Source organism: Skermanella aerolata KACC 11604, from assembly GCF_000936425.1.
GTDB lineage: Bacteria > Pseudomonadota > Alphaproteobacteria > Azospirillales > Azospirillaceae > Skermanella > Skermanella aerolata.
In genome coordinates, this window is the sequence record NZ_AVFK01000228.1 from 1 (window position 1) to 382 (window position 382).

1 protein-coding gene is annotated in these 382 nt (G+C 61.5%); it reads left to right on the forward strand.

The features are described from left to right. Positions 1-382: hypothetical protein (locus N826_RS44660; protein ID WP_044438133.1), on the forward strand; the 382-nt coding region annotated here is incomplete at both ends.

Below are 382 nucleotides of genomic sequence, written 5' to 3' on the forward strand. Positions count from 1 at the left end.
CCTCAAGTTGCGCACCAGGCTGGTGCTCATTCTGCTCGCCTTTGGCCTGATCCCGGCCGCCGTGATTGGCGGTACCGTGCTGTGGAAGGAGGAAAACTTCCAGAACGTGGTGATGCAGCGCATGACCGACAGTGCTGTCGCCATCAACGACGTAATCGATCATACATTGTTCGAACGCTACGGCGACGTCCAGGCATTCGGCCTCAACGTCGCGGCACATGATCCGGGCAACTGGAAACGGCCCGGTGCGGATAACCCGCTCGTCCGCGTCATGAACGATTATGTCGCGGCCTACGGCATCTATAAGCTGGCTCTGCTCGTCGGACCGGCGGGTGACGTGCTGGCCGTCAACACGGCGGATGCGCAGCGCCGAGGCCTCGAT